General features: G+C 71.5%; 20 protein-coding genes. 16 read left to right on the top strand and 4 right to left on the bottom strand.

Going from position 1 to position 26,899, the window contains the following annotated elements; genetic code table 11:
* The first annotated feature begins 96 nt into the window (after positions 1-96).
* The 4 genes from ACFY6U_RS23390 to ACFY6U_RS23405 are packed head-to-tail and all read left to right on the top strand — an operon-like array spanning position 97 to position 7,218.
* Positions 97-2,292, top strand: a complete 2,196-nt coding sequence (locus ACFY6U_RS23390; RefSeq protein WP_390041048.1) for a 1,4-beta-glucanase — start codon at positions 97-99, stop codon at positions 2,290-2,292.
* Positions 2,289-4,274: a beta-galactosidase gene (locus tag ACFY6U_RS23395; protein ID WP_390041050.1), complete on the top strand. Its 1,986-nt coding sequence runs from the start codon at positions 2,289-2,291 to the stop codon at positions 4,272-4,274. The genes ACFY6U_RS23390 and ACFY6U_RS23395 overlap by 4 nt, the downstream gene beginning before the upstream one ends.
* The gene (locus tag ACFY6U_RS23400; protein WP_390041052.1) at positions 4,271-6,469 is read left to right on the top strand and encodes a glycoside hydrolase N-terminal domain-containing protein; all 2,199 of its coding nucleotides are present in this window, start codon (positions 4,271-4,273) and stop codon (positions 6,467-6,469) included. Before ACFY6U_RS23395 ends, ACFY6U_RS23400 begins: the two co-directional genes overlap by 4 nt.
* Before the next feature lie 35 nt (positions 6,470-6,504).
* A complete protein-coding gene (locus ACFY6U_RS23405; RefSeq protein ID WP_390041054.1) occupies positions 6,505-7,218 on the top strand; it encodes a hypothetical protein in 714 nt (237 codons plus the stop codon).
* Positions 7,219-7,263: 45 nt separating this feature from the next.
* Here the strand turns inward: ACFY6U_RS23405 and ACFY6U_RS23410 are convergent, their stop codons facing one another.
* The 3 genes from ACFY6U_RS23410 to ACFY6U_RS23420 form a co-directional block, all read right to left on the bottom strand.
* A complete protein-coding gene (locus ACFY6U_RS23410) occupies positions 7,264-8,451 on the bottom strand; it encodes a sulfotransferase family protein (protein WP_390041055.1) in 1,188 nt (395 codons plus the stop codon).
* A 125-nt stretch (positions 8,452-8,576) separates the two neighbouring features.
* Positions 8,577-10,631, bottom strand: coding sequence for a TIM-barrel domain-containing protein (locus tag ACFY6U_RS23415; protein ID WP_390041057.1), 2,055 nt, complete (start codon positions 10,629-10,631; stop codon positions 8,577-8,579).
* A 73-nt stretch (positions 10,632-10,704) separates the two neighbouring features.
* Positions 10,705-11,718 (bottom strand): LacI family DNA-binding transcriptional regulator, encoded by a 1,014-nt coding sequence (locus ACFY6U_RS23420; RefSeq protein ID WP_390041058.1) that lies wholly within the window; start codon positions 11,716-11,718, stop codon positions 10,705-10,707.
* Between the two features lie 231 nt (positions 11,719-11,949).
* Between ACFY6U_RS23420 and ACFY6U_RS23425 the strand changes: the two genes are divergently transcribed.
* On the top strand, positions 11,950-12,438 hold the full coding sequence (locus tag ACFY6U_RS23425; RefSeq protein WP_390041060.1) for a hypothetical protein: 489 nt from the start codon (positions 11,950-11,952) through the stop codon (positions 12,436-12,438).
* Positions 12,439-12,582: 144 nt separating this feature from the next.
* The gene (locus ACFY6U_RS23430; protein WP_351492423.1) at positions 12,583-14,517 is read left to right on the top strand and encodes an acyl-CoA dehydrogenase family protein; all 1,935 of its coding nucleotides are present in this window, start codon (positions 12,583-12,585) and stop codon (positions 14,515-14,517) included.
* 59 nt (positions 14,518-14,576) lie between these two features.
* Here the strand turns inward: ACFY6U_RS23430 and ACFY6U_RS23435 are convergent, their stop codons facing one another.
* Positions 14,577-15,035 (bottom strand): lamin tail domain-containing protein, encoded by a 459-nt coding sequence (locus ACFY6U_RS23435; protein ID WP_390041062.1) that lies wholly within the window; start codon positions 15,033-15,035, stop codon positions 14,577-14,579.
* A 190-nt stretch (positions 15,036-15,225) separates the two neighbouring features.
* Between ACFY6U_RS23435 and dxr the strand changes: the two genes are divergently transcribed.
* The 10 genes from dxr (at position 15,226) to ACFY6U_RS23485 (ending at position 26,898) form a co-directional block, all read left to right on the top strand.
* Positions 15,226-16,506, top strand: a complete 1,281-nt coding sequence (gene dxr / locus ACFY6U_RS23440) for a 1-deoxy-D-xylulose-5-phosphate reductoisomerase (protein WP_390041064.1) — start codon at positions 15,226-15,228, stop codon at positions 16,504-16,506.
* An 8-nt stretch (positions 16,507-16,514) separates the two neighbouring features.
* Positions 16,515-17,807, top strand: a complete 1,293-nt coding sequence (locus tag ACFY6U_RS23445; RefSeq protein WP_390041130.1) for a M50 family metallopeptidase — start codon at positions 16,515-16,517, stop codon at positions 17,805-17,807.
* A gap of 940 nt (positions 17,808-18,747) precedes the next feature.
* Entirely contained in the window at positions 18,748-19,905 is a 1,158-nt protein-coding gene (gene ispG, locus ACFY6U_RS23450; protein WP_382718118.1) for a flavodoxin-dependent (E)-4-hydroxy-3-methylbut-2-enyl-diphosphate synthase, read from the top strand.
* A 403-nt stretch (positions 19,906-20,308) separates the two neighbouring features.
* Positions 20,309-21,157 (top strand): GNAT family N-acetyltransferase, encoded by an 849-nt coding sequence (locus ACFY6U_RS23455; protein ID WP_390041066.1) that lies wholly within the window; start codon positions 20,309-20,311, stop codon positions 21,155-21,157.
* 107 nt (positions 21,158-21,264) lie between these two features.
* A complete protein-coding gene (locus tag ACFY6U_RS23460) occupies positions 21,265-21,795 on the top strand; it encodes a GNAT family N-acetyltransferase (protein ID WP_390041068.1) in 531 nt (176 codons plus the stop codon).
* An 87-nt stretch (positions 21,796-21,882) separates the two neighbouring features.
* Positions 21,883-23,589, top strand: a complete 1,707-nt coding sequence (locus tag ACFY6U_RS23465) for a proline--tRNA ligase (protein ID WP_390041070.1) — start codon at positions 21,883-21,885, stop codon at positions 23,587-23,589.
* A 168-nt stretch (positions 23,590-23,757) separates the two neighbouring features.
* Positions 23,758-24,141: a hypothetical protein gene (locus ACFY6U_RS23470; protein ID WP_390041072.1), complete on the top strand. Its 384-nt coding sequence runs from the start codon at positions 23,758-23,760 to the stop codon at positions 24,139-24,141.
* Entirely contained in the window at positions 24,138-25,109 is a 972-nt protein-coding gene (locus ACFY6U_RS23475; RefSeq protein WP_390041074.1) for an FAD:protein FMN transferase, read from the top strand. The genes ACFY6U_RS23470 and ACFY6U_RS23475 overlap by 4 nt, the downstream gene beginning before the upstream one ends.
* On the top strand, positions 25,106-25,681 hold the full coding sequence (locus ACFY6U_RS23480; protein WP_390041075.1) for a ferric reductase-like transmembrane domain-containing protein: 576 nt from the start codon (positions 25,106-25,108) through the stop codon (positions 25,679-25,681). The genes ACFY6U_RS23475 and ACFY6U_RS23480 overlap by 4 nt, the downstream gene beginning before the upstream one ends.
* Positions 25,681-26,898 (top strand): NADH-ubiquinone oxidoreductase-F iron-sulfur binding region domain-containing protein, encoded by a 1,218-nt coding sequence (locus ACFY6U_RS23485; protein ID WP_390041077.1) that lies wholly within the window; start codon positions 25,681-25,683, stop codon positions 26,896-26,898. Before ACFY6U_RS23480 ends, ACFY6U_RS23485 begins: the two co-directional genes overlap by 1 nt.
* Position 26,899 lies beyond the last annotated feature (1 nt).

Consider the following 26,899-nt stretch of genomic DNA (forward strand, 5'->3'; position numbering starts at 1 on the left):
GAAGGCTGGGGGAGGCACCCTGCAAGCGCCGGTAAGCGTCCCCACCCCCGCCCAGCCCCCACCCCGGTCACCCACCAAACCCACCGAAGGTTCCCCATGCCCACCCTGAGCCGCAGAACCGTCCTCGCCGGCACCGCAGCGACCGCCGCCCTCACCGCCCTCCCCGTCCCCACCGCCCACGCGGCCGAGCCTCAGCCGCAGGCGTATACGTACCGCTGGCGCAACGCGGTGATCGGCGGCACCGGATTCGTCACCGGCGTCCTCTTCCACCCCACCGCCCCCGGCCTCGCCTACGCCCGCACGGACATCGGCGGCGCCTACCGGTGGGACGACCGCGCCGCCCGTTGGACCCCCCTCACCGACCACCTCGGCTGGGACGACTGGAACCTCCTCGGCGTGGAGGCGATGGCCGTCGACCCGGCCCACCCCGACCGGCTGTACCTCGCCCTCGGCACGTACGCCCAGTCCTGGGCCGGCAACGGCGCGGTGCTGCGCTCGGACGACCGCGGCACCACCTGGACCCGCACCGACCTCACCGTGAAACTCGGCGCCAACGAGGACGGCCGGGGCATGGGCGAACGACTCCTCGTCGACCCGCGGGACAGCGACACCCTGTGGCTGGGCACGAGACACGACGGACTGCTCAAGTCGACGGACCGGGGCGCCACCTGGGCGGCGGCCGACGGCTTCCCGGCCACCCCGTCCGCCTCCGGACAGGGCGTCAGCCTCCTCGTCGCCGCAGGCCGTGCCGTCTACGCCGGCTGGGCCGACGGCGACGGCAGCACGGCCGCCGTCAGCCTGTACCGCACCACCGACGGGACCGCCTGGGAGGCCGTACCCGGCCGGCCCACCGGCACCTCCGCCAAGGTCCCGGTCCGCGCCGCCTACGACCGCCACGCCCGCGAGCTGTACGTGACGTACGCCGACGCCCCCGGCCCCAACGGTCAGGCGGACGGCAGCGTGCACAAGCTCGCCACCGGCACGGACAGGTGGACGGAGGTCACGCCGGTCCCACCCGGGGGCGGCGACACCTTCGGCTACGGCGGGGTCGCCGTCGACGCCCGCCGGCCCGGTACCGCCGTCGTCTCGACGAACAACCGGTGGACGGCCGTGGACACCCTCTACCGGACCACCGACGGCGGCCGTACCTGGACGTCCCTCAAGGACTCCGCCGTCTTCGACGTGTCGGAGACCCCCTTCCTCACGTGGGGCGGCGACCAGCCGAAGTTCGGATGGTGGATCCAGGCCGTCGCCGTCGACCCGTACGACTCGAAGCACATCGTCTACGGCACCGGCGCCACCCTCTACGGCACCCGCGACCTCGTCCACTGGGCCCCGCAGATCCGCGGCCTGGAGGAGACGTCGGTGCTTCAGCTGGTGTCGCCCCCGGTCGGGGAGGCACACCTGCTGAGCGGCTCGGGGGACATCGGCGTCCTGTACCACGAGCGGCTCACCGCGTCTCCGTCCCGCGGTATGGCCACGAATCCCGTGTTCGGGTCGGCTACGGGGCTCGCGCAGGCCGCGGGCCGGCCGGCGTACGTGGTCCGCGCCGGCTGGGGCGACCACGGCAACGGCGCCTTCTCGGACGACGGGGGCCGGACCTGGGCGCCCTTCGCCGCCCAGCCCTCCCTCGCCCACGACGCACCGGGGCCGATCGCCGCCAACGCCGACGGCAGCGTGCTGCTGTGGTCCTTCGTGCACTGGGACGGGACCAAGTACCCCGCCCACCGGTCGGACGACAACGGCGCCACCTGGGCCGAGATCTCCTCCTTCCCGAAGGGCGCCACGCCGGTCGCCGACCCGGCCGACCCGACGCTCTTCTACGCGTACGACACCGACACGGGAACGCTCCAAGCCAGCACTGACAGTGGCCGTTCGTTCACGGCGCGTGCTACCGGTCTGCCCTCCGGGGACAGCCAGTTCCAGCTGGTCGCGGCCCCGGGCAGATCCGGTGACCTCTGGCTCAGCGTCAAGTGGAACGGGCTGTACCGGTCCACTGACGGCGGGGCCGCCTTCGCCAAGGTCGCCGGCTGCCGGGCCGCGTACACCCTCGGCTTCGGCAAGGCGGCGCCCGGAGCCGACTACCCGGCGGTCTACCTGGTCGGCTCCACGGAGTCCATCACGGCCGTCTACCGCTCGGACGACGAGGCCGGGTCCTGGACCCGTATCAACGACGACCGGCACCAGTGGGGCTGGACCGGGCAGGCCGTCACCGGTGACCCGCGCGTGTACGGCAGGGTCTACCTGGCCACCAACGGGCGCGGCATCCAGTACGGGGACCCCGTCCGATGACCGCCGGACGCAAGCCGCCGGGCCTCTCCGCCGCCACCCGCGGCCGCATCCTCTTCGGCGGCGACTACAACCCCGAGCAGTGGCCCGAGGAGACCTGGCACGAGGACGTCCGGCTGATGACGGCCGCCGGCGTCAACTCCGTGACCATGGGCGTCTTCTCCTGGGCGCGGCTCGAACCGCAGCCGGGGGAGCGGGACTTCGGCTGGCTGGACCGGCTCATGGACCTGATGCACGGCCACGGCATCGGCGTCGTCCTCGCCACCCCCACCGCGTCACCGCCGCCGTGGCTCGGCCGGCTGCACCCGGACACCCTGCCCCGGGACGCCGACGGCCGCACCGAGTGGTGGGGCGGCCGCCAGCACTTCTCGCACTCCAGCGCCACCTACCGCCGGTACGCCGCCGCCATCACCGAGGACCTCGCCGCCCGCTACGCCGGCCACCCCGCCCTCACGATGTGGCACATCAACAACGAGTACTGCACCTTCGACCACGGCGACGAGGCCGCCGCCGCCTTCCGCCGCTGGCTGCGCGAGCGCTACGGCACCCTCGACGCCCTCAACACCGCGTGGGGCACGGCGTTCTGGAGCCAGGGCTACGACACCTGGGACGGCATCCTGCCCCCGCGCCACGCCCACTACATGAAGAACCCCACCCAGGTGCTGGACTTCCGCCGCTTCACCTCCGACATGCTCCTGGAGTGCTACGCCGCCGAACGGGACATCGTCGCCCGGCACACCCCGCACATCCCGGTGACCACCAACTTCATGCCGCTCTGGATCGGCCAGGACGCCTGGCGCTGGGCCGCCGAGGAGGACGTCGTCTCCGTCGACCTCTACCCCGACCCGCGGGACCCCCTCGGGGCGCAGCACGGCGCGCTCGTCCACGACCTCACCCGTTCCCAGGCGCGCGGCCCCTGGATGCTCATGGAGCAGGCCGCCGGGCCGGTCAACTGGCGCGGGGTGAACCACCCCAAGCCCCGCGGCCTCAACCGCCAGTGGTCCCTCCAGGCCGTGGCCCGGGGCGCGGACGCCGTCTGCTACTTCCAGTGGCGGCAGTCGAGGCAGGGCGCGGAGAAGTTCCACTCCGGGATGGTCAGCCACGCGGGGGAGGAGGGCCGTACGTACCAGGAGGTCAGGCAGCTGGGCTCCGAACTGGCCGCGATAGCGGGAGAGGCGACCGGTCGTCACATCGAAGCCGATGTCGCGATCCTGCACGACTGGCACTCGTGGTGGGCCGGTGCCCACGAAGGCCGGCTCTCCACCGAGGTGGACCTCCCCGACGTCCTGCACGCCTGGCACCGGGCCCTGTGGGAGTCGAACCTCACCACCGACTTCGCCCACCCCGAACACGACCTGTCCTCCTACGGGCTGGTCGTCGTCCCGCAGCTCTATCTCCTCACCGACGCCGCGATCGGCAACCTTCTCGCCTACGTTCGCGGCGGCGGCACCCTGGTCAGCGGCTTCCTGACCGGCATCGCCGACGAGGACGACCGGATCCGCCCCGGCGGCATGGACGCACGGCTGCGCGAGCTCTTCGGCATCCGCACCCTGCACGAGTGGTGGCCGCTGGACGCGGGGGAGACCGTCGCGTGCGAGGGCTTCCGGGGAACCCTGTGGTCGGAGGAGATCGAGGCAGCGCCCGGCGTCACGGAGGCCGTGCCGTACCAGGGCGGTGAACTCGACGGGCTGCCGGCCGTGCTGCGCAACGGGCGCTCCTGGTACGTCTCCACGCTCCCGGAGCCGGAGGCTCTGCGAAGGCTGCTCGGCCGGATCGCGGCGGACGCGGGGGTGCGCCCGGTGCTCGAAGGGCTGCCCACGGGCGTCGAGGCGGTCCGCCGGGGTGAGCTGCTGTTCCTGTTCAACCACGGGCGTGATCAGGTAAAGGTGCCTGTCATGGGAACACATCGAGACCTGCTGACCGGTGCGACCGTCACCGACGAGACCGTCCTCGGCCGCTACGGAGTGGCGGTGCTCACGCCATGACCGCCACCGGCCCCGTCCACGGCACCTGGGAGCCCGCCCCCGCCGCCCGCTGGGAGGACGCCTTCCTGAGCGGCAACGGCCATCACGGCACCCTCGTGTTCGGTGATCCGAACGACGACCGTGTCATCGTCACCCATCACACCCTCGTCCGCCCGAACGGCGGCGAACACGCCCGCCCGCCCCGCCTGGCGGCCGAACTCCCCGACGTGCAGGACAGGCTGCTCGCCGGGGAGCACGCCGCAGCCGAGAGCCTCACCGACGGCCGTCCGCTCCAGTGGGTGCAGCCCTTCCACCCCGCCTTCCAGATCCGGCTGCGAAGGCCGCACGGCCGGCCCGGCGGCTACCGCCGCTCCGTCGACTTCACCACCGGCGAGGTCACCGCCACCGCCGCCGGCTGGACCAGCCGGGTCTTCGTCTCCCGCGCGGACGACGTGATCGTGCAGCAGGTCACCGGCGCCGCCGCCCTCGACATCGCCCTCGACCACCGGCTGCCCGGCGCCCCGGCAGGCCTGGGCGTCGGCCATGGCGCGCTGCGCACCCCCGAGGGTGCCCTGCTCAGCCTCCGCGCCCGCTACCCCGACAGCGACCGCGCCTACACCGGCGTCACCCTGGTCGCCGTCACCGGCGGCAGCACCGGGCTCGTCCCGCCGGGCGTCCGCGTCACCGGAGCCGCGTCCGTCCTCCTCCTCACCCGGGTCCGCCGGCACACCGGCGAACTCGACGTGACCGCCGAGGCACGCGACCTGAGCGACCTGCTCGCCGACCGGGAGTCGTACGAGGCGCTGCTCACCCGCCACCTCGGCCTCCACCGCTCCGCCTACACCCGCGTCACCCTCGACCTGGCCGCCGACCCGGCCGAACGCACGCTGTCCGGATCCGAGCTGCTCGGGAAGCCGACCGAAGCGGCCCTCCTGGAGCGGCTCTTCGCCGCCGGCCGCTACCACCTGCTCTCCGCCTCGGGCCTCAACCCGCCCCGCCTGACCGGTCTGTGGACCGGTGAGTGGAACACCGCCTGGTCCGGTGCCTTCACCAACGACGCCAACGTCAACCTCCAGACGGCCTCGGCCGCGGCCGCAGCCCTGCCCGAAGTCACCGAGGCGTGCGCCGCACTGGTCCAGCGTCAGCTCGGCGACTGGCGGGAGAACGCCCGCGCCGTCTTCGGTGCCCGGGGCGTCGTCGCGCCCGCGCACAGCGACGGCGAGTCCGGACTGACCTACCACTTCAGCCGCGAGTACCCCCTGCACCTGTGGACGGCCGGTGCCGACTGGCTGCTCAAGCCGCTCGTCGACCACGACGAGATCCGCGGCGAGCACGATCCCCGTACGGCGGCGGTGCTGGCCGAAGTCGCCCGGTTCTACGAGGACTTCCTCACCCGGACCGACGCCGACGGCCACCTCGTGATCGTCCCCTCCTACTCGCCCGAGAACCGGCCCGCGAACGCGAGCTGGGGCGCGGTCAACGCGGCGATGGACCTCTCGGCCGCCCGGCACGCCCTGCGCACCGCGGCCGACTACCATCCGGGCCCGGACGCCGACCGCTGGCGTGCCCTCGCCGACCGGCTGCCCCCGCACCGGACCAACGCCGACGGCGCGCTCGCCGAATGGGCCTGGCCGGGCCTGGACGACACCTACGACCACCGCCACCTCAGTCACCTCTACGGCGTCTGGCCGCTCGACGAGATCTCCCCGTACGACACCCCGGAGCTCGCGGCCGCCGCCCACCGTGCGCTCGAACTGCGCGGCGCCGAGAACGACTCGGCCCACGGCCACCTCCACCACGCGCTCGTCGCGGCCCGCCTGCGCGACGGCGAGCGGGTCGGCGCCGCCCTCGACCGGGTCCTGGCCGGCGACTTCTTCCACGCCTCCCTGATGAGCGCCCACTACCCGCACCTCGACGTCTACAACGCCGACGCCGCACACACCCTGCCCGCCGTGGTCGTCGAAGCCCTCGTCCAGTCGACCCCGGACCGCCTGGTCCTGCTCCCGGCCCCGCCGGCCGCCCTGAGAAGGGGCCGGATCCACGGCATCCGCACGCGCTTCGGTGCCGAACTCGACCTCTCCTGGACCCCCGACGGCGCGCGGGCCGTCCTCACACCACACCGGTCGCTCCGCATCGACCTGTGGACTTCCTCCGGCAGTCGGCCGCTCGACCTCGTCGCCGGAGAAGACCACGTCCTCAGCCTGGGGACGTGGTAGCCACCGCACCTCCCCCCACCCATGGAAGGGACACCATGGCAACACGCACGCACCGCAGGGTCGCCACCGCCCTGATCGCCCCCGCGCTCGCCCTCGGCGCCACCGTCGCCCTCGCCGCGGCCCCCGCCTCGGCCGCCGTCTGGAGCTCCTGCGACCAGTGGGGCAACACCACGCTGAACGGCTACACCCTCTACAACAACATCTGGGGCTCCGGCGCCGGCACCCAGTGCATCTGGGCCAACTCCGGTACCAACTGGGGCGTCAACGCCAACCACCCCAACACCGGCGGCATCAAGTCGTACCCCAACTCCAAGAAGGTGATCAACAAGACGATCACCTCTCTCGGGTCGCTGACCAGCAGCTACAACGTGACCGTCCCGTCGTCCGGCGCGTACAACACGTCGTACGACATCTGGGACACCGGCTACGCCAACGAGATCATGCTCTGGGTCAACAAGACCGGTGCCGTCGGCCCGCTCGGGACCTCGCAGGGCACCCTCACGCTGGGCAGCAACACCTGGACCGTCTACAAGGGCAACAACGGCTCGAACAACGTCTATTCGTTCGTCCGCAGCTCCAACTCCACCTCCGGCACGGTCGACATCCTGCCGATCCTGAAGTGGATCAAGGACACCAAGGGCTGGTTCGGCAATGTCACCATCGGTGACGTGCAGTTCGGCTTCGAGATCACGTCCTCGTCCGGCGGCCTGGACTTCACCGTCAACAGCGAGAGCGTGAGCAGCAGCTGAGCCGCCGGGGCGGCCCCGCCACCGGCGGGGCCGCCCCTTGCGCGGTCACGCCCGGTCGACCTCGGCGCGCAGCGCGTTGTAGTCCGCGAAGGCGGTGTCGACGTCCGCCCGGGTCAGGCCGTAGCGGGCCAGGTCGTAGCTGTGGACCCGGGTCCCCCTGGGGCGGGCGGCGACGGCCGGGAGGCGGGCCGCGTCGGCCTCGGTCCAGCGGGCGCCGACGGCCGCGTAGAGCTTCGGGGCGCCCGCGGCCGGGTCGGCGCCCAGCCAGGAGTACGGCACGTCGACGAGGGAGTCGCGGGGGATGCCGGCGCGGGACGCGAGGCCGCGGCGGGCCGAGCGGGCCAGCAGCTCCAGCCAGGTGGCGCCGATCCGTTCCAGGTCGAGGGGGCGGGTGTTCACCGCCATGCCGTGCTCGACCAGGCTGCAGAACGAGGCCACGGCGGTGGCCGGATCTCGGTGTGTCCACACGATCGTGGCGTCCGGGAAGACCGCCCGCAGCGCGTCCAGGTTCTCCAGGTGCAGCGGCGACTTCAGCACCCAGCGGCGGCGCGGGCGGCCGTACTGGAGCACCTGGTAGACCTGCTTGAGGTAGCGGTAGTCGGCGCCGAAGTCATGGCTCTCGTGCCAGGGCAGGTACTCGGGGATCACCGCCTGGGACAGCGGCATCACCGTGTGCGGCAGCGCGAAGGTGCACTCCTCCGGGCCCTCGGCGCGCAGATTGTGGATGTGGCGGAAGTCCGGGGCGAAGAGGTTGATGCCCCCGACCAGACGACGGGCGGTCGTGATCGCCTTCTCCCGTTCCGCGGGGTCCTCGTCGAGGCCGGGGGTCAGTAACTCCCGGAGCAGCGGGCAGCGGTGGTCCGCCGAGAGGGAGAGGATGCCGTGGGTGAGCGTGGTGGCGGTGCGCGGCAGGCCCACCACGAACACCGGGCGCTCGACGGGCTCGCGTCCGATCTCGGGGCGTTCGGCCAGCAGGCGGCGGATCCGGGCGCGGTTGGCGAGATGCCGGCCGACGTGCCCGCGTGCGGACAGCCAGCCGACCGGGGTCAGATGCTCGGCCGCCGCCCAACATCGCAGCAGGTGGCGGAAGTCGTCGGTGAACCGTTCGTCGCCCTCCGCCGGGCCGGCCGCCTCCAGCAGCCGGCCGAAGGCCCGGTCCGGGGTGCGGCGGGCGCGGAAGCCGGGTCTGAGGAGCAGGTTGGCGAGCGTGAGGGGGAGCGGGTCCAAGGCCACGGCAGCGGAACCCTTCGTGGGGGGACAGGGGAGGGGATACTGACTACCCCCTCCGACTGCCCGCCCACACCGCCGAGTTGAGACATTTACCGGCCGGTAACCGGAGGCGTCGAGATCCGGCCGGGCTACTCCGTGACCGGCAGCTCCGCCCCGTCGCGCAGGAACAGCGGGATGCGGTCCAGCGGCGCGTCCACCGTCACCGCCGTACCGCCCTCGTACGACTCACCCGTCCACGCGTCCGTCCACCGGGCTCCCGCCGGCAGATACGCCGTCCGGACCGTGGCGCCCGCCGTCAGCACCGGCGCCACCAGGAGGTCACGGCCGAAGAGGTACGCGTCGTCGACCGTCCAGGCCGCCTGGTCCCCGGGGAACTCCAGGAAGAGCGGCCGCAGCACCGGGAGGCCCTCCTCGTGGGCCTCCCGCATGACCCGCAGGACGTACGGCTTCAGGCGCTCGCGCAGCCGCAGGTACTTCTCCAGGATCGCGCCGGCCTCCGCGCCGTACGACCACACCTCGTTCGGGCCGCCGGTCATGTCGGGGCCCAGCGGCATGCCCGGGTCGCGGAAGCCGTGCAGGCGCATCAGCGGGGAGAGCGCGCCGAACTGGAACCAGCGGACCATCACCTCGCGGTACGCCGGGTCGTCCGGGTCGCCGCCGTGGAAGCCGCCGATGTCGGTGTTCCACCAGGGGATGCCGGACAGGGCGGTGTTGAGGCCGGCCGCGATCTGGTGGCGCAGGGTCGTGAAGTCGGTGCCGATGTCGCCGGACCACAGCGCGGCGCCGTACCGCTGGCTGCCCGCCCACGCCGAACGGTTGAGGGTGACGACCTCCTCGCCCGCGGCCCGCAGGCCCTCGTGGAAGGTCCGGGAGTTCTCGGCGGGGTAGCTGTTGCCGACCTCCAGGCCGGGGCCCGCCCAGTAGCGCAGGTTCTCCTGGAAGCCCGGCTTCAGCTCGGGCTCGCAGGCGTCCAGCCAGAACGCCGTGATGCCGTAGGGGTCCAGGTAGTTCTCCTTGACCCTCGACCACACGAAATCCCGGGCGTCCGGGTTGGTGGCGTCGTAGAAGGCCACCTGGACGGTCGACGCCACCTCCTTGTCCGGCCAGTCGGCGTGCGCCGTCGGGCCGTACTGGGTGCCGATGAAGTAGCCGCGCTGCTCCATCACCGGGTGGTTCTCGCTCAGCGGGGACACCGACGGCCAGACGCTCACCACCAGCTTGATGCCGAGCTCGTCGAGTTCGCGGACCATCGCGGCCGGGTCCGGCCACTCCTTCAGGTCGAACTTCCACTCGCCCAGGTGGGTCCAGTGGAAGAAGTCGCAGACGATCGCCGAGATGGGCAGCCCGCGTCGCTTGTACTCCCGGGCCACGGCGAGGAGTTCGTCCTGGGTGCGGTAGCGCAGCTTGCACTGCCAGAAGCCCGCCGCCCACTCCGGCAGCATCGGCGAACGGCCGCTCACCGCACTGTAGTTGCGCTGGCCGTCGGCCGGGTTGCCGACGGTGATCCAGTAGTCGAGCTGGCGCGCCGAGTCGGCCACCCAGCGGGTGCCGTTGCCGGCCAGCTCCACGCGGCCGATCGCCGGGTTGTTCCAGAGCAGGGTGTACCCGCGGCTGGAGACCAGGACCGGGATGGAGACCTCGGCGTTGCGCTGGACCAGGTCCAGGACGAGGCCCTTCTGGTCCAGGCGCCCGTGCTGGTGCTGGCCCAGGCCGAACAGCCGCTCGCCCTCGTAGGCGGCGAACCGCTGCTCCAGACGGTGGTAGCCGTTGCCGACCGCGGTGTACAGGCGCGAGCCGGGCCACCAGAAGTGGGCGCGCTCCTCGGCCAGCACCTCCGCGCGGTCGTCGGTGCGCAGGAAGCGGACCAGGCCCTCGGCGGAGACCTCGACGGTCAGGCCGCCGACCGTCAACTGCCCCTCTCCATCACCGATCTTGACGGTCGACCCGGTGGCGGGGGGCTCGTCGAGCAGGGCGCCCGGCAGTCCTTCGAGGATCGGACCGCCGAGCCGGGCCCGCACCCGGACCGCATCCGGACCCCAGGGCTCGATCCGCAGCGTCTCCTGACGGCCGCTCCACTCCAGGGCCCCGTCCCGCTCGCGGAACGTGCCGACGGTGGGGGAGGACTGCGCGAGGCTGACCTTGGGCTGCGGCGTGGCAGACGGGTTTTCGGCAGGCTGATTCACGTGCGCGCTCCTGAATGAGTGCAGACATGGGGGTGCCCCGGCTCGGCAGGACAGGGTGAGAAGGGAGAGCGGTTCAGGACCCGGCCGGTGCCGGTCCCGTGCTCGCCCGTACCGTCAACTCGGGTGCGATCAGCACGACTTCTTCGCTGCCCCGGCCGTCCAGCTTGGCGACCAGATGTTCCACGGCGTGCCGACCCATCTCCTGCGCGGGGATGGCGACCGAGGTCAGCCGCACCGAGGCCTGGACGGCGACCTGGTCCGGGCAGATCGCGACCACGGACACGTCCTCCGGCACGGCCCGGCCCTGCTGGCGCAGCAGCGCGAGCAGCGGCTCCACCGCGGACTCGTTCTGGACGACGAAGCCCGTGGTGCCAGGGCGTTCGTCGAAGATCCGGGCCAGCGTGGCGGTCATCGCGTCGTACCCGCCCTCGCACGGCCGGTGCAGCACCCTCAGGCCCAACTCCCGTGCCCGGGACCGGAGTCCGTCCAGGGTGCGCTCGGCGAAGCCGGTGTGCCGCTCGTAGACGGCCGGGGCCTCGCCGATGACAGCGATGTCACGGTGACCGAGCTTCGCGAGGTGCTCCACACACAGCGCGCCGGTCGCCCCGAAGTCGAGATCGACGCAGGTCAGCCCGGAGGTGGAGGCGGGCAGGCCGATGAGCACGGAGGGCTGGTCGGTCTGCCGCAGCAGCGGCAGCCGCTCGTCCTCCAGCTCCACGTCCATCAGGATCATGGCGTCGGCGAGCCCGCTGCCGGTGACCCGGCGCACCGCGTCCGGCCCCTCCTCACCGGTGAGCAGCAGCACGTCGTAGCCGTGCGCGCGGGCCGTGGTGGCCACCGCGATCGCGATCTCCATCATCACCGGCACGTACATGTCCGTACGCAGCGGGATCATCAGCGCGATGATGTTCGACCGGCTGCTGGCCAGGGCGCGGGCGCCCGCGTTCGGGTGGTAGCCCAGCTCCCGGATGCTCTGCTCGACCCGCTGCCGGGTGATGGCGGAGATGGACCGCTTGCCGCTGAGGACATAGCTCACCGTGCTCGCCGAGACTCCGGCGTGCTGGGCGACCTCGGCGAGGGTGACCATCCAGCTCTCCAAGCTTTGTGAAGCGCTTCGACAGTGCGCATTGCTGACAGGTGGCGAGTGAGGGTGGTTCGACAGTAGCTTCAGTGCGGGTGGGTGTCCATAGGCTGTCGAAGCGCTTCGACAACGAATTGCCGGGACGGCTTCGGCAACCTATCCAGGGGGCGGCGGCCACAAAGAGGTCGTACGGCCGTCTGAGGGTCGTACCCGAACCGTCCCCCGGAAGGCCCCCCGATGCAACACCGCAGACCGCGCCTGTCCAAGACGGCGAAGACGCTGCTGGCCGCCTCGGCCGCGCTCGCCGCCGCCGCGGGCGTCACCGTGGCGCAGGCCGGCGAGCCGAGCAGGAGGTGCGCCACCTTCGACACCGTCACGCTCGGCAAGTATTACCTCAACAACAACCTCTGGGGGCAGGACAAGGGCACCGGCACCCAGTGCGTCTGGGACAACTCCCAGGCGGGCTCCACCGTCTCCGGGGGGACGTCCTACACCTGGGCGAACAACACCTTGAGCACGGATGCGGACGTCAAGGCGTACGCGAGTACGGTCCTCGGCTGGCACTGGGGCCGGAAGGCCGACAAGGCGTCCACCGGACTGCCGACCCTGGTCCGCCGCAAGCTGCTGGGCGACGACAAGTACCTCTCCGGCATCGAGTCCGGCGCCGAGGTCTTCAAGGGCTCGGGGCGGCTGGACACCATGTCGTACTCCGTCGGCATCGGCTGAGAAACGCGTCGGGGCGGCCGGCCCGTCAGCCGATCGGACCGCGAGGGCTGGTAGGTACCGCCCGTTTCGGGTACCAACGATCCAGTAGCACTGGTCGGTAACGAACGGTCCCCGACAACCCCTTTCGTGGCGAGGTGAGCCTCAATGTCCGCCCCCACCACCAAGAAACCCACCGTCACCGAGCGGGAGGCCCGCCAGGTGGCGGAGGCCGCCCGGGAACAGGACTGGCGCAAGCCCAGTTTCGCCAAGGAACTGTTCCTCGGGCGCTTCCGGCTCGACCTCATCCACCCGCATCCGCTCCCGGCGGACGAGGACGTGCAGCGCGGCGAGGAGTTCCTGGCCCGGCTGCGCGAGTTCTGCGAGACGAAGATCGACTCTGCGCTCATCGAGCGCGAGGCGCGCATCCCGGACGAGGTGATCGCCGGCCTCAAGGAGCTCGGCGCCCTCGGCATGAAGATCGACACCAAGTACGGCGGCCTCGGGCTCACCCAGGTCTACTACAACCGGGCCCTGTCCCTGGTCGGCTCCGCGAACCCCGCGGTCGGCGCGCTGCTCTCCGCCCACCAGTCCATCGGCGTCCCGCAGCCGCTGAAGATCTTCGGCACCCAGGAGCAGAAGGACGCCTTCCTGCCGCGCTGCGCCCGCACCGACATCTCGGCGTTCCTGCTCACCGAGCCGGACGTCGGCTCGGACCCGGCCCGCCTGGCCACCACTGCCGTACCGGACGGGGACGACTACGTCCTCGACGGCGTGAAGCTCTGGACCACCAACGGCGTGGTCGCCGACCTCCTGGTCGTCATGGCCCGCGTGCCGAAGACCGAGGACAACAAGGGCGGCATCACGGCCTTCGTCGTCGAGGCCGACTCTCCGGGCATCACCGTCGAGAACCGCAACGCCTTCATGGGCCTGCGCGGCATCGAGAACGGCGTCACCCGCTTCCACCAGGTCCGGGTCCCGGCCGCCAACCGCATCGGCGCCGAGGGCGCGGGCCTCAAGATCGCCCTCACCACGCTCAACACCGGGCGGCTCTCGCTGCCCGCGATGTGCGTGGGCGCCGGAAAGTGGTGCCTGAAGATCGCCCGCGAGTGGTCGGCGGTCCGCGAGCAGTGGGGCAAGCCGGTCGCGCTGCACGAGGCGGTCGGCTCCAAGATCAGCTTCATCGCGGCGACCACCTTCGCCCTGGAGGCGGTCGTCGACCTCTCCTCCCAGATGGCCGACGAGAACCGCAACGACATCCGCATCGAGGCCGCCCTCGCCAAGCTCTACGGCTCCGAGATGGCCTGCCTGATGGCCGACGAGCTGGTCCAGATCCGCGGCGGCCGCGGCTTCGAGACGGCCGAGTCGCTGGCGGCCCGCGGCGAACGCGCCGTCCCCGCCGAACAGCTCCTGCGCGACCTGCGCATCAACCGCATCTTCGAGGGCTCCACGGAGATCATGCACCTGCTGATCGCGCGCGAGGCCGTCGACGCCCACCTCTCGGTCGCCGGCGACCTCATCGACCCCGACAAGTCCCTCCAGGACAAGGCGAGGGCGGGCGCGAACGCGGGCGTCTTCTACGCCAAGTGGCTGCCCAAGCTGGTCGCGGGACCGGGCCAGCTCCCCACGTCGTACGGCGACTTCAAGCACGGCGTGGACCTCGCCCCGCACCTGCGCTACGTGGAGCGCCACGCCCGCAAGCTGGCCCGCTCCACCTTCTACGCCATGTCCCGCTGGCAGGGCCGGATGGAGACCAAGCAGGGCTTCCTCGGCCGGGTCGTGGACATCGGCGCCGAACTGTTCGCGATGAGCGCGGCCTGCGTCCGCGCCGAACTGCTGCGCCGCCAGGGCGACCACGGCCGCGAGGCCTACCTGCTCGCCGACGCGTTCTGCAGGCAGGCCCGCATCCGCGTCGACGAGCTGTTCACCCGCCTGTGGTCGAACACCGACGACCTGGACCGCAAGGTCGTCAAGGGCGTGCTCGGCGGCTCCTTCGAATGGCTGGAGCAGGGCATCGTCGACCCGTCGGGCGAGGGCCCGTGGATCGCCGACGCGACCCCCGGGCCGTCCCGGCACGACAACGCCCGCCGCCCGTTCAAGTGAGGCCCTGCAAGTGAGGGCCCTCGGCTGAGGGCCCTCCGGTGAGTCGCTGAAGTAGCGATTCAGCAGTACGTGTCGCTCGGATCCCGCGTCGTCCAGGAGCAGGAGTCGACCTTGGCGCCACTCGCCTTGGTCAGCGTCGCCGTGTCGCTGGTGTTGTTCCACACGTAGGCGCGGCGGTTCTGGTACTTGTCCGACGCGGTGTCCGTGCCCCGGCCGGTGTGCACCTTCATCGTCTTGTGGGCGCCGATCTTGACGCTCTTGAAGACGTAGCGGTGGTTGGAGGCGTCCTTCAGGACCCAGCCCCCCAGCGAGACGGCCGAGCCGCCGGTGTTCTTGATCTGCACCCACTCGGCGTTGAGGCTGGCGTTGGAGCGGTTGTCGCTGCCCGGGCTGTCGAACCAGACGTGGTAGATGGTCACGCCGCCGGCCGCCTGGGCCGGGGTGCTGAACACGGTGCCGGTGAGCAGAGCGGCGCCCGCGAGCGCGGGCAGGGCGGTGCGTATGCGTACAGAACGCATGGAGAGATCCCCCCAGGATGTCTTCCGGTCGGACCGGTCGTCCCCGCCGGCCCGACAGAAGTGTTATCACATGATCTTCACGTGAACCTCACAAAGGGAATTACGCGCCATAGGGCGCCAAGAACTGATAAGGCGCCCGGGTGAGGGACGCGCTGTCCTCCCGGCCCCCGGATGCGGCCACAATGGGGGGATGACCGACAGTCCCGCCAGTCCGGCACCCCTCGCCGACCCGCACCTCGTGTACGACCCGCTCGTGGGCGACGGCCCGAAGGACGTGGTGATCCTCGGCTCCACCGGATCGATCGGCACCCAGGCCATCGACCTCGTCCTGCGCAACCCCGACCGCTTCCGGGTCACCGCCCTGTCCGCCCACGGCGGCCGGATCGCTCTCCTCGCCGAGCAGGCGCACCGGCTGCGGGTGCGCACCGTCGCGGTCGCCCGCGAGGACGTCGTACCGGCCCTGCGCGAGGCGCTGACGGCGCTGTACGGCCCCGGCGAACCGCTCCCCGAGATCCTCGCCGGACCCGACGCGGCCACCCAGGCCGCCGCCACCGACTCCGCGGAGTGCCACACGGTCCTCAACGGCATCACCGGCTCCATCGGCCTCGCACCCACCCTCGCCGCCCTGGAGGCGGGCCACACCCTCGCGCTCGCCAACAAGGAGTCGTTGATCGTCGGCGGCCCGCTGGTCAAGGCGCTGGCCAAGCCCGGCCAGATCATCCCGGTCGACTCCGAGCACGCGGCGCTCTTCCAGTCGCTGGCCGCGGGGACGAGGGCCGACGTCCGGAAACTGGTCGTGACCGCCTCCGGTGGCCCCTTCCGCGGCCGTACGAAGGCCGAGCTGGCGAACGTCACCGTCGAGGACGCGCTCGCCCACCCCACCTGGGCGATGGGCCCGGTCATCACGATCAACTCCGCGACCCTGGTCAACAAGGGGCTGGAAGTCATCGAGGCGCACCTCCTCTACGACATTCCCTTCGACCGCATTGAGGTGGTCGTGCACCCGCAGTCGTATGTCCACTCGATGGTCGAGTTCACGGACGGATCCACGATCGCGCAGGCGACGCCCCCCGACATGCGGGGGCCGATCGCCATCGGTCTCGGCTGGCCCGAACGGGTCCCGGACGCGGCGCCCGCCTTCGACTGGAGCAAGGCCTCCACCTGGGAGTTCTTCCCGCTGGACAACGAGGCCTTCCCCTCCGTGAACCTGGCCCGGCACGTCGGTGAGCTCGCGGGCACCGCGCCGGCGGTGTTCAATGCGGCCAACGAGGAGTGCGTCGAGGCCTTCCGGTCCGGTCTGCTGCCCTTCAACGGCATCATGGAGACCGTGACCCGGGTGGTCGAGGAACACGGCACCCCCCGTACGGGAACTTCGCTCACCGTGCCGGACGTACTCGAAGCGGAGACCTGGGCACGGGTCCGGGCCCGGGAACTGACAGCGCAGAAGGCGACCGCGGAGGCGCGTGCATGACAGCCCTGATGATGATCCTCGGCATAGTCGTCTTCGTGATCGGCCTGCTGGTCTCGATCGCCTGGCACGAGCTGGGGCATCTCTCCACCGCCAAGCTCTTCGGCATCCGCGTCCCGCAGTACATGGTCGGCTTCGGCCCGACCATCTGGTCGCGCCGCAAGGGCGACACGGAGTACGGCATCAAGGCCGTCCCGCTGGGCGGCTACATCCGCATGATCGGCATGTTCCCGCCGGGCGCCGACGGCAGGGTCACCGCCCGCTCCACCTCACCCTGGCGCAGCATGATCGAGGACGCCCGCTCGGCCGCCTTCGAGGAGCTCCAGCCCGGCGACGAGTCCCGCCTCTTCTACACGCGCGCCCCCTGGAAGCGCGTGATCGTGATGTTCGCGGGCCCGTTCATGAACCTGGTCCTCGCGGTGGCGCTCTTCCTCACCGTCCTCATGGGCTTCGGCATCAGCCAGCAGACCACCACGGTCAGTTCGGTCTCCCAGTGCGTGATCGCGCAGAGCGAGAACCGCGACACCTGCAAGTCGACCGACGCCGCCTCCCCGGCCGCAGCCGCGGGCCTCAAGGCGGGCGACAAGATCCTCTCCTTCAACGGCGTCCGGACCACCAGCTGGAACCAGCTCTCCGACCTGATCCGGTCCACCCCCGGCAAGGAGGTCGCGATCGTCGTCGACCGCAAGGGCCAGGACGTCACCCTTCACGCGAAGATCGCCACCAACCAGGTCGCCAAGAAGGACTCCAGCGGCCAGATCGTCGAGGGCCAGTACGTCACCGCCGGCTTCCTCGGTTTCAGCGCCGCCACCGGCATCGTCCGTCAGGACTTCGGCGACTCCCTGACCTGGATGGGCGACCGCGTCGGCGACGCCGTCGACTCCATCGTGAGCCTGCCCGGCAAGATCCCGGCCCTGTGGGACGCGGCCTTCGACGGCGCCCCGCGCCAGGCGGACTCCCCGATGGGCGTGGTCGGCGCGGCCCGGGTCGGCGGCGAGATCTTCACCCTGGACATCCCGCCGACGGAGCAGCTGGCGATGGCCCTGATGCTCGTGGCCGGCTTCAACCTCTCCCTCTTCCTCTTCAACATGCTCCCGCTGCTGCCGCTGGACGGCGGCCACATCGCGGGCGCCCTGTGGGAGTCGCTCCGCCGCCACCTGGCAAAGGTCCTGCGCCGCCCGGACCCGGGCCCGTTCGACGTGGCGAAGCTGATGCCGGTGGCTTATGTGGTGGCCGGGGTGTTCATCTGCTTCACGATCTTGGTCTTGATTGCAGATCTGGTCAATCCCGTACGAATCAGCTAATCGGTCGGTCATTTTCTGTCCCGATCGACTGATTCGTACGACGCGGGCACGGACTTCGTACGTTTTTGCCGTTCATGTGTGACCCCAGCGGTGCGCCAAGACCCTGGGGTCCGGCCAGTCTGAGAGGGACTGACCTGCAGCAAGGTACTGCCGCGTGCGCGGAAGCCCGACATGGAGCACGAGGCGTTCAGGCGGATCCTGGGGCATGCGCGCGATCGGCTGGGCGCACTCGAGGGCCGCAGCCACGAGGATGCCCGGCTGACAGCCGTTCTGGGTGCGGCCCATCCGGACATTCGGTCTCTTTCACCGTCCGCGCAGCGGCGCCTGACCGAGTCGATCAAGATGCGCGTCGACATCGTGGATCCAGCGTTCCGGCACCGGGAAAGACGGCAGTGCTCGACGGTTTTGCGGCACTTGAGCACGGGGACGTCGGTTCCGGCAGATCCCACGGACAACCAATGGGCCCGCATCGAGAGCATGCTTCGCGGCAGGTACCCGGCGCACCACACCGGCTGCGTACCGGAATCCTCTGGCGCGATCTTCCGACGCGGCTCGGCGACCCCAAGAAGGTCCGCTGGAGGCAGCGCACCCGGCTGACGGACGGTGTGTGGCCGGAGATCGTGAAGTTGCTCCTTGACGACGGGGAGGGCACACCCGTGGTGAGTCGTGAAGCCGTCCCGGAGGCGGTCGTCCGGACGGTGCTCGATGCCGGGGCCGTCCTCAGGGCCCACGACGTCCGAAGGGTGGTTAACCCGGTGAAAATCTCCTAGCCATACGGCGTTCGAGGCGGCCCGGAACACTGAGTTCCGGGCCGCTTCCATTGAGTGGGTTTACAGGTGGGGGATGTGCTCGCTCCCGTGCCGGTGCCGTAATCTCGAAGCCTGGAACCCGCCTACGACGGGACCTGGACCTAGATCCACGACTTGGGGTTGCACAGCAGATGACTGCGATTTCTCTCGGCATGCCGTCCGTTCCGACCAAGCTCGCCGAGCGCCGGAAGAGCCGGCAGATCCAGGTCGGCTCCGTTGCGGTCGGCGGAGACGCCCCGGTCTCGGTCCAGTCGATGACCACGACCCGTACGTCCGACATCGGCGCCACCCTCCAGCAGATCGCCGAGCTGACGGCCTCCGGCTGCCAGATCGTGCGGGTGGCCTGCCCCACCCAGGACGACGCCGACGCGCTCGCCACGATCGCCAAGAAGTCGCAGATCCCCGTCATCGCGGACATCCACTTCCAGCCGAAGTACGTCTTCGCCGCGATCGAGGCCGGCTGCGCCGCCGTCCGCGTCAACCCCGGCAACATCAAGCAGTTCGACGACAAGGTCAAGGAGATCGCGGCGGCCGCCAAGGACCACGGCACCCCGATCCGCATCGGCGTCAACGCCGGTTCCCTGGACCGCCGGCTGCTCCAGAAGTACGGCAAGGCGACCCCCGAGGCGCTGGTCGAGTCGGCCCTGTGGGAGGCGTCCCTCTTCGAGGAGCACGACTTCCGGGACATCAAGATCTCGGTCAAGCACAACGACCCGGTCGTGATGATCGAGGCGTACCGGCAGCTGGCAGCCCAGTGCGACTACCCGCTGCACCTCGGTGTCACGGAGGCGGGCCCGGCCTTCCAGGGCACCATCAAGTCGGCCGTCGCCTTCGGCGCCCTGCTCTCCCAGGGCATCGGCGACACCATCCGCGTCTCCCTCTCCGCGCCGCCGGTGGAGGAGGTCAAGGTCGGCAACCAGATCCTCGAGTCCCTCAACCTCAAGCAGCGCGGTCTGGAGATCGTCTCCTGCCCGTCCTGCGGTCGCGCCCAGGTCGACGTCTACAAGCTCGCCGAAGAGGTCACCGCCGGTCTCACCGGCATGGAAGTACCGCTCCGGGTCGCCGTCATGGGCTGCGTCGTGAACGGCCCGGGCGAGGCCCGCGAGGCCGACCTCGGCGTCGCCTCCGGCAACGGCAAGGGCCAGATCTTCGTCAAGGGCGAAGTCATCAAGACGGTCCCCGAGTCGAAGATCGTGGAGACCCTCATCGAGGAGGCCATGAAGCTGGCCGAGCAGATGGAGGCGGACGGCACGGAGTCGGGCGAGCCGTCGGTGTCGGTGGCGGGCTGAGGCCGTCCTCGTGCGGCGGGGAGGGTTCTTCGCCCCCGCCGCCCCTACCCGTCCCATCCTCAAGAGGCGGAGCCTCTGACACCCCCGCCCAGGGGCTCCGCCCCTGGACCCCGCTCCTCAAACGCCGGAGGGGCTGAGTCGGCTGCATGCCGGAGGACCGAGGGCGTCTTCTTCCAGCTCTCGGGCGTTTGAGGGCGCGGCCGGAGGCCGGGGCGTACCCCCACCATCCAGCCCGTCCGGCGTTCGAGGGCGGGGCCGGAGGCCCAAGTGGGGGTCCGGGAGCGGAGCCCCCAGGGACGGAACCCCAGGCTGCGGCCGCTTCACAGCACACGGGGCGGCACGGCCAAGCTTCCGCAGGTACAGTGCGGAGATCAGCAGAACCCATCAGCGTGAGGCCCCGCACGTGTTGACGCAGACCACCTCACGGGTGCTCGAACCGAGTGACCTGGACGCCGCGCTCGCCGTACTCGACCGCGAGCCGGTCGAGAACGCCTTCGTGACCTCACGTGTCCAGGTGGCCGGCCTCGACCCCTGGCGTCTCGGCGGCGAGATGTGGGGCTGGTACGAGGACGGCATGCTCACGTCCCTCTGCTACGCCGGCGCCAACCTGGTCCCGATCTGCGCCACTCCGCGTGCCGTCCGCGCCTTCGCCGACCGGGCCCGCCGGGCCGGCCGCCGCTGCTCCTCGATCGTCGGCCCCGCCGAGGCCACCGCCCAGCTGTGGCGCCTCCTGGAACCGCACTGGGGCCCGGCCCGCGAGGTGCGCGGCCACCAGCCCCTGATGGTCACCGACCGCATGCCCGCCGACATCACCCCGGATCCGTACGTCCGTCGCATCCGCAAGGACGAGATGGAGGCGATCATGCCGGCGTGCGTGGCGATGTTCACGGAGGAGGTGGGCGTCTCCCCGCTGGCCGGCGACGGCGGCCTCCTCTACCAGGCGAGGGTCGCCGAACTCGTGGGCTCCGGCCGCTCGTTCGCCCGGCTCGACGACAACGGCAAGGTCGTCTTCAAGGCGGAGATCGGCGCGGCCACGGCCGAGGCGTGCCAGATCCAGGGCGTGTGGGTAGCCCCCGAGTACCGGGGTATGGGCATGGCGGCGCCCGGCATGGCAGCGGTCCTGCGGTATGCCCTCGCCGACGTCGCCCCCGTGGTGAGCCTCTACGTCAACGACTTCAACACGGCGGCACGGAGGACGTACCTGAGGGTCGGCTTCCAGGAGGTCGGAGCGTTCATGAGTGTTCTCTTCTAGGCCGACGTCCAGGTCACTCGCCCCGCAAGAGGCGCGGAGAACTACGCGACCAGCCACAACGCACCCGCACCCGGACGACCGCGCTCCACCCGCTGTACCCTCCCCCCATGGACCTCGTGATCGGCCCCCTGGACCTCCCCTCCCACGTCGACGAGGCCCTCGCAGTCCAGGCCATCGCATTCGGCCTCGGCCCCGACGAGGTGGCGGTCCGGCGCCAGATCGTCCTCCGTCACATGCAGTACCCCGGGGCGAGGGCTCTCGGCGCCACCAGCGAGGGGCTCCTCGTAGGGTTTGTCTACGGCATGCCGAACAGCCGCACGCACTGGTGGTCCACCGTCGTGGAGCCGTATCTCCGCGCGCAGGGCAACGCCGACTGGCTCGACGACTCCTTCGTGATCACGGAACTGCACGTGCACCCCCGCCACCAGAACCGCGGCATCGGCCGCCGCCTGATCACACTCATCACCGACGGCGCCACCGAGCCCCGCTCGATCCTCTCCGCGATCGACACCGACAGCCCGGCCCGCGGCCTCTACCACTCCCTCGGCTACGTCGACCTGGCCCGCCAGGTGCATTTCCCCAGCGCCCCTAAGCCGTACGCGGTGATGGGCGCGCCCCTGCCGCTGCGCCGTCAGTGACCCGTCGTCGCTAACCGATTTCCACCGGCACAGCGTGCCCGGCTAACCTCCTAGCCATCACCCTTTTCCGGCAGGAGTACGAGAACCATGGCGAACGCACCGGTCCAACGCATGTCCCAGTTGATGGCGAAGACGCTGCGTGACGACCCGGCGGACGCCGAGGTCCTCAGCCACAAGCTCCTCGTCCGCGCCGGCTACGTCCGCCGTACGGCGGCCGGGATCTGGTCCTGGCTGCCGCTCGGTCTGAGGGTGCTGTCGAACATCGAGCGGATCGTCCGCGAGGAGATGGACGCGATCGGCGCCCAGGAGGTGCTGCTGCCGGCCCTCCTGCCCCGCGAGCCGTACGAGGCGACCGGCCGTTGGGAGGAGTACGGCGCCGAGCTGTTCCGCCTCCAGGACCGCAAGGGTGGCGACTACCTCCTCGGCCCGACCCACGAGGAGATCTTCACCCTGCTGGTGAAGGACCAGGCGTCCTCCTACAAGGACCTGCCGGTCATCCTCTACCAGATCCAGAACAAGTACCGTGACGAGGCCCGTCCGCGCGCCGGCATCCTGCGCGGCCGCGAGTTCCTCATGAAGGACTCCTACTCCTTCGACCTGGACGAGGACGGCCTCGCCAAGTCGTACGCCCTGCACCGCGAGGCCTACCGGCGGATCTTCGAGCGCCTCGGCCTCGACTACCGCATCGTCGCCGCCACCGCCGGCGCCATGGGCGGCTCGAAGTCGGAGGAGTTCCTGGCCCCGGCCGAGGCCGGCGAGGACACCTTCGCCGACTGCCCGAACTGCGACTTCGCGGCCAACACCGAGGCGATCGCCTACGAGCTGAAGCCGGTGGACGCGTCGGGCGTGCCCGCGCTCGAGGAGATCCCGACCCCGGACACCCCGACCATCGAGACCCTCGCCGCGCACCTCGGTGTCCAGGCCTCCGCCACCCTGAAGAACCTTCTGGTGAAGGTCGACGGCGAGATCGTGGCCGTCGGCGTACCGGGTGACCGCGAGGTCGACATGGGCAAGGTCGAGGAGCACTTCGCCCCGGCCGCCGTCGAGCTGGTCAGCGAGTCCGACTTCGCCGGCCGTCCCGACCTGGTCCGCGGCTACGTCGGCCCGCAGGGTCTCGGCGAGAAGGTGAAGTACATCGCCGACCCGCGGGTGGCCCCGGGCACCGCCTGGATCACCGGCGCCAACAAGGAGGGCACGCACGCCAAGAACGTGGTGGCCGGGCGTGACTTCGAGGTCGACGAGTACGTGGACGTCGTGGTCGTGCTGGAGGGCGACCCCTGCCCGAAGTGCGGCACCGGCCTGAAGCTGGACCGCGCCATCGAGATCGGCCACATCTTCCAGCTGGGCCAGAAGTACACCAACGCCCTCAAGCTCGACGTCCTCGGCCAGAACGGCAAGCCGGTCCGCGTGACGATGGGCTCCTACGGCATCGGTGTCTCCCGTGCCGTCGCCGCCCTGGCCGAGCAGACCGCCGACGAGAAGGGCCTGGTCTGGTCGCGGGAGGTCGCCCCGGCCGACGTGCACGTGGTCGCCGCCGGCAAGGCCCTGCAGACCGAACTCGCCCTGGACGTCTCCGAGAAGCTGCGGGCGGCCGGGCTGCGCGTCCTGGTCGACGACCGGGCCGGGGTCTCCCCGGGTGTGAAGTTCACCGACGCCGAACTCATCGGCGTACCGCAGATCCTGATCGCGGGCCGCCGCTCCGGTGAGGGCGTCCTGGAGCTCAAGGACCGCAAGTCGGGCGAGCGCGAGGAGCTCACGGTGGATGAGGCGATCGCCCGCCTGACCGCCAACTGAGCCTCAACTCCCGCCGCGGCGGCCGCCGGTGACACACCGGCGGCCGCCGCTGCTTTTCAGGAACGTCTCAGACAGTTCTTCCGCCCCGTATGGGATCCTCACAGACTTCTCTCAGGCCGGTGCCCGAACGTAATGCGTGACAGAGAGTCACGCAGGAGGGGATCGGTCATGACCGAGAGAGTGCAAGGCGAAAAGTCCCGGGAAAGGGGCGCGGCCGCAGCGGTCCGCCGGGGTACCCGGCGCACGGCGGCCCTGGCGGCGGCGGTCACGCTCGCCGCGGCGGCCGGGGTGTTCGCCCTGGTCGGCACCATGCAGTCGGACGCCGAGACGGCGGCGAGCAGCGGCACGGGTACGACGTCGAGCTCCAGCAGCTCCGGAAACAGCTCCGACTCGGCTTCGAGCACGGACACTTCCTCGTCCTCCCCGTCGACCGACTCGTCCAGCTCCTCCAGCTCCTCCGGCTCGTCCTCCTCGGACCTCCGGTCCTCCTCCGACGGGCTCACCTCCGGCAGCGGATCGAGTTCCACCGACGCCACCTCGGGGGCGTCATGACCGCCGCCGGTACCCCGCGGCCGACGGCCGCCGCCGAGTGGCGTGCCCTCGGCACCACCGTCCGCCTGGTCGTCACCGACCGGGCCCTGCTGGACTCCTGCAACCTGCTGCTCGCCCGGCAGCTGGCCGAGGTCGACGCGGCCTGCAGCAGGTTCCGCACCGACTCCGAACTCGCCGCCCTCGACACCAGCCACGGCCGCCCGGTCCGGGTCAGCCCGCTGCTCGCCGAGGCCCTCGCCGTCGCCCTGCGCGCCGCCGAGGCGACGGACGGCGCGGTGGATCCGACCGTCGGCTCGGCGATGGACGCGATCGGCTACGACCGCGACTTCACCCTCGTCCGCGAGGACGACCGCCCGGCCTCCCTGCGGGTGAGCCGCGCACCTGGCTGGCGCAAGGTCACCCTGGACCCGGCGACCGGCACGGTCACCGTCCCCGAGGGCGTCCGCCTGGACCTGGGCGCGACGGCCAAGGCCTGGGCCGCCGACCGGGCCGCGCGGATGCTGGCCGACACGGCCGGCTGCGGGGTGCTGGTGAGCCTCGGCGGCGACACCGCCGTCGCCGGCGAGCCCCCGGCGGGCGGCTGGCGGATCCGCGTCCAGGACATCACCGGACCGGTGGACGAGACGCCCGCGCAGGGGTCGTACGACACCGTCGGCCTGCGCTCCGGCGGTCTCGCCACCTCCGGCACCGGCGCCCGCCGCTGGCGGCGCGGCGGCTACGACCTCCACCACATCGTCGACCCGCGCACCGGGCTGCCGGTGCGCTCCCCGTGGCGCACGGTCTCGGTGGCCGCGGCCGACTGCGCCGACGCCAACGCTGCGACCACCGCGGCCCTGGTCAAGGGCGCGGGCGCACCGCGCTGGCTGACCGGTCTCGGCCTGCCCGCCCGCCTGGTCGCGCACGACGGCACCGTCGTCACCACGCCGGGCTGGCCCGCCCCCCGCGCGGCGCTGGAGGCGGCGGCGTGACCTCCGAGACCCTCTGGTACGCCAACCGGGCCACCGGCGCCGTCTGCCTGGTCCTCTTCACGGTGGTCGTCCTCCTCGGCATCGCCGTCCGCCTGCGCACCCGCCTCCCCGGCCTCCCGCGCTTCGGCACGATGAGCCTGCACCGCGCGCTCTCCCTCTCCGCCACCGCCTTCCTGGCCCTGCACATCACCGTGGCGGTCGTCGACGGCTACGTGAACATCACGGCGCTGGACGCCCTCGTCCCCTTCGTCTCCGACTACCAGCCGCTCTGGCTCGGCCTCGGCACGGTCGCCTTCGACCTCCTGCTCGCGGTCCTCGTCACCAGCCTCCTCCGCGACCGCCTCGGCCACCGCACCTGGCGCGCCGTGCACTGGCTGGCATACGCGTCCTGGCCCGTCGCCCTGGTGCACGGCATCGGCATCGGCACGGACGCCGGCACCGACTGGATGACCTGGCTGACCGTCACCTGCACGGCGACGGTGATCACCGCCTTCGCCCTGCGCACCGCCCAGGCCGTCCGCGCCGCCCGCCAGACCCCCGCCGCACTGCTGCACACCGAAGGGGCCCACTGATGACCACGCTCTTCACCGACGTCTACATGCCCCCGCGCCTGCTGGCCCCCGGCGGCACCCCCGCCGACCGCGCCACGCACGAACAGCGCTACGGCCCCCTCGCGTACGGCGATCCGGCGGCCCTCCTGCGCACCCTGGCCGAATCCGGCCTCACCGGCCGCGGCGGGGCGGGCTTCCCGGCGTACCGGAAGTTCGTCGCGGTCGCCGACGCGGCGCGTCGCACCCAGCGCGCACCGGTCGTCGTCGCGAACGGCGCGGAGAGCGAGCCGGCCAGCCACAAGGACCAGACCCTGCTCCGGCTGTCACCCCATCTGGTCCTGGACGGACTGCAGTTGGCGGCCGAGGCGGTCGGCGCGGCGGAGGCGTACCTCGCCGTCGAGAACGGCGCCTCCTACCTGGAGTCGGCCCTCGCCCAGCGCCGCGACCCGGTGCGCGTGCAGGTCGTACGCGTGCCCGCCCGCTTCCTCTCCGGCCAGGCCTCGGCCCTCGTCCAGTACCTCTCCGGCGGCCCCGCCCGCCCCACGCACCCGACCCCGCCGGTCCGCGAACGCGGGGTGCGCCGCGCCCCCACCCTGGTCCAGAACGTCGAGACCCTGGCCCACCTGGCCCTGATCGCCCGCTACGGCGCCGACTGGTTCCGCTCCGCGGGCACCCCCGCCGAACCGGGCAGCGCCCTGTGCACCCTGCACGTGCCGGGCCGCGAAGTCCGGGTCGTGGAGGCCCCGTACGGCATGCCCGTCGGTCGACTCCTCCCTCTGGAGGGCGCGTCCGCGGCCTTGGTCGGCGGCTACCACGGCACCTGGATCCCCGCCGCCGAGGCCGCCCAAGTCCCCCTCTCCTCCGCCTACTTGGGCGCAGGCGTCCTGGCCGCCCTTCCCGCCGACCGCTGCGGGCCGGCCGAAACGGCCCGCGTCCTGCGCTACCTGGCCCTGGAGTCGGCAGGCCAGTGCGGCCCCTGCCTCAACGGCCTCCCGCGGATGGCCGCGGCCTTCCAGACCCTGGCCACCCCCGGCCCCCAGGGCACCGCCCGCACGGACCTCTCCCGCTGGGCGGGCCTGGTGACGGGCCGCGGCGCCTGCCACCACCCCGACGGCACGGTCCGCCTGGTCCGCAGCGCCCTCACGACGTTCGCAACGGAACTCGACGCCCACGCGAACGGCCACTGCACCGCAACCGACCGCACCCCGCTGCTCCCCGTACCCACCGAACGGATCTGAC

The organism is Streptomyces sp. NPDC013157 (assembly GCF_042899865.1).
GTDB lineage: Bacteria > Actinomycetota > Actinomycetes > Streptomycetales > Streptomycetaceae > Streptomyces.